Consider the following 2,396-nt stretch of genomic DNA (forward strand, 5'->3'; position numbering starts at 1 on the left):
ATTTTCTTATGAAAAAATTTTTTGCATTTTTGCTATTTAGGTTCTTTCTAGCTTCAGGTGTACATTTAACTCTTAATTCTTCAGGTATATCTTTTTTCTTAAATACAGGGTATATTTCTACTTCTACTATTGGTCCTGATTTAGTAGTCTTTGTTACATGTCCACAATATGAACCTATTATTTTATTTGTATCATTTTCACTTAGATTATCATTTATTGATTCTAATTTTTCTGTATCTAGTTCTGTATACTTATTATTTCTTTTTCTTCCTATACTGTTTTTTTCTCTAGCCATTTTTACTCCCTCATAAAACTTATTTTTAACTATACATTTGTTTGATTTTTTATCACTTATAACAAGGTCGCCTAAGACCCCTACGGCCTTTGGATTATCAAGCTTTAAATTAACTTTTCTTAGTGTGTGATTGTTTAAAATCACACACTTTTTATATACTAATTTTTATCTGATTTATATTTAGTATCTTTTTCAATCTCAATTTCGTATAGTGCTTCTACACGACCTTTAAAATTTTCAAACTTTAACGGATTTACTCGTTCTAAGTAAGCTAATTTTTTAGAAATAGATTCAATTTCTTTACTTGTCATATTGCACCTCCATTTTTATATGTCTTTGACATAGATTTTATATGTCTTTGTCATATTTGTCAATATTTTTTCTGTTTTTGACATATTTTTTTATTTTTGCCATATTGCATTGACATATTTTTTACTGTATAATATGTCAAGAGGTGATTATTTTGAACAATAGATTGAAAGAATTGAGAAATCATCTTGGACTATCTCAAAAAGATTTCGGAAATAAAATTTGCCTATCTCAAGATCATATATCTTCACTAGAAAAAGGCAGAAGAAATATTACAGATAGATCTATAAAGAATATTTGTAACGAGTTTCATGTTAACGAAGAATGGTTGCGTTCTGGAAGAGGTAGAATGATCCAAGACATAACAGAAGATATATCTGCACCTGATCATATTAAAGAATTATTAAGAAAATTTAGTTTACTAAGTGAAGAAGATCAGAAAAAAATGAATATTATGCTAGATGCATTTATATCTGAAAGTAAAAAAGAGGAGAATTAATTTTTCTCCTCTTTCTCATTTATTTTAGCATCTATATACCCTTTTAAATATTCTATTTTTAGCTTATTTATTTTATCTAATAGTATTAATTTCTCTAAAAAAATGTTAATCATCTCTTTTTGCATATCATTTAACTCCTTTAAATACAAAAAATATCTAAAATTTGCCCCATAAGAGCCTTTTGATTTTCTTTTTCAATGTTTTTTATCATATTTTTAAATTTATCTGTTTAAATACGATTCTTCTATTCTTTTCTTTGCTATTTCAAAATATTTATTATCTAGTTCTATTCCGATAAATCTCCTGTTTGTATTAGCACAAGCTACTCCTGTACTTCCACTTCCCATACAATTATCTAAAACTATATAATTTTCTTTTGTATACGTCTTTATTAAATATTCAAGAAGATCCACTGGCTTTTGAGTTGGATGCACTGTCTTTGTCTCTTTATTGAAAAATAAAACATTTTTTGGATAATTAGTGTATTTCGCTATATATTCTTTCATTAGTGATTTTTCATTGTATATAATATCATTGTTACTAATTTTGCTTTTTCCTTTTTTAACTATTGGTTTCTCTAGTTCTATAAGTCCTTGTGGTATATATAATGGTTTTTTTTTATAAAATACATTTATATCTTCAACTTTCCGCATTGGTTGATGTTTAGCAAATACAAATCCTGTTGATGTATTTTTTATCCAATACCAACTATATTTGTAGTTATTTATATTAGAATTTATCAGTTTTGTTGTGAATGGTTGAACTGAAAATAGAACAATAGCTCCATTATCTTTTATAATACGATTATATTGTTCCCACATCTCGTCAAACGGAATTATGTTATCCCAGGAGCAATCAGTTATCCCATACGGTAAATCACATAAAATCATATCTATTGTTTTATCTTCTATTTTCCTCATAATTTCAATACATTCACCGTTATGCAAATCATATTTTTTTAAGTTATTCAAAATCATAAAATCGTCTCCTTTCTTCTTTGTTGGAATATTTTAACATGAAAAAGTGTTCATACCATGAACATTTTCTGTCATATTTCGACATTTTTTTACATATTTCACGTTAAAGGAGACGGTATTTTTATGATTAGAAAACAAAGATTATTATTAAAAGTAACACAAAAAAAATTAGCTTCAAAATTAGGAATTAGTAGATCTTATTTATCAAAAATAGAAAATAAAGAATTTAAGAATGTTAAATTAAACCTATTTGAAAATATAGCAGAAGAACTAAACCTCGATTTAAATTGTCTTTTAGATTGGTTTTTAGAAAAAT

The 2,396-nt window shown here is 25.5% G+C and carries 5 protein-coding genes and 1 pseudogene; 2 read left to right on the forward strand and 4 right to left on the reverse strand.

Annotated elements, in window-relative coordinates; genetic code table 11:
• Positions 1–439, reverse strand: a pseudogene (locus R5Z65_RS09900) (hypothetical protein); the annotation flags it as partial.
• Between the two features lie 14 nt (positions 440–453).
• Complete coding sequence (locus tag R5Z65_RS09905) at positions 454–606, reverse strand: hypothetical protein (protein ID WP_317368870.1); 153 nt, start codon at positions 604–606, stop codon at positions 454–456.
• A gap of 152 nt (positions 607–758) precedes the next feature.
• Here R5Z65_RS09905 and R5Z65_RS09910 point away from each other — a divergent pair, with 152 nt between their 5' ends.
• The gene (locus R5Z65_RS09910; protein WP_317368872.1) at positions 759–1,103 is read left to right on the forward strand and encodes a helix-turn-helix transcriptional regulator; all 345 of its coding nucleotides are present in this window, start codon (positions 759–761) and stop codon (positions 1,101–1,103) included.
• Here the strand turns inward: R5Z65_RS09910 and R5Z65_RS09915 are convergent.
• Together R5Z65_RS09915 and R5Z65_RS09920 are read right to left on the reverse strand one after the other, a co-directional pair.
• Positions 1,100–1,228, reverse strand: coding sequence for a hypothetical protein (locus R5Z65_RS09915; RefSeq protein WP_317368874.1), 129 nt, complete (start codon positions 1,226–1,228; stop codon positions 1,100–1,102). The genes R5Z65_RS09910 and R5Z65_RS09915 overlap by 4 nt on opposite strands.
• A 96-nt stretch (positions 1,229–1,324) precedes the next feature.
• A complete protein-coding gene (locus R5Z65_RS09920) occupies positions 1,325–2,023 on the reverse strand; it encodes a site-specific DNA-methyltransferase (protein ID WP_317368875.1) in 699 nt (232 codons plus the stop codon).
• Between the two features lie 180 nt (positions 2,024–2,203).
• On the opposite strand from R5Z65_RS09920, the gene R5Z65_RS09925 reads away from it, so the two are divergent.
• The coding region (locus R5Z65_RS09925) for a helix-turn-helix transcriptional regulator (RefSeq protein ID WP_317368877.1) at positions 2,204–2,396 on the forward strand (193 nt) is incomplete at its 3' end.

The organism is uncultured Tyzzerella sp. (genome assembly GCF_963558545.1).
Taxonomy (GTDB): Bacteria; Bacillota; Clostridia; order Lachnospirales; family CAG-274; genus Tyzzerella.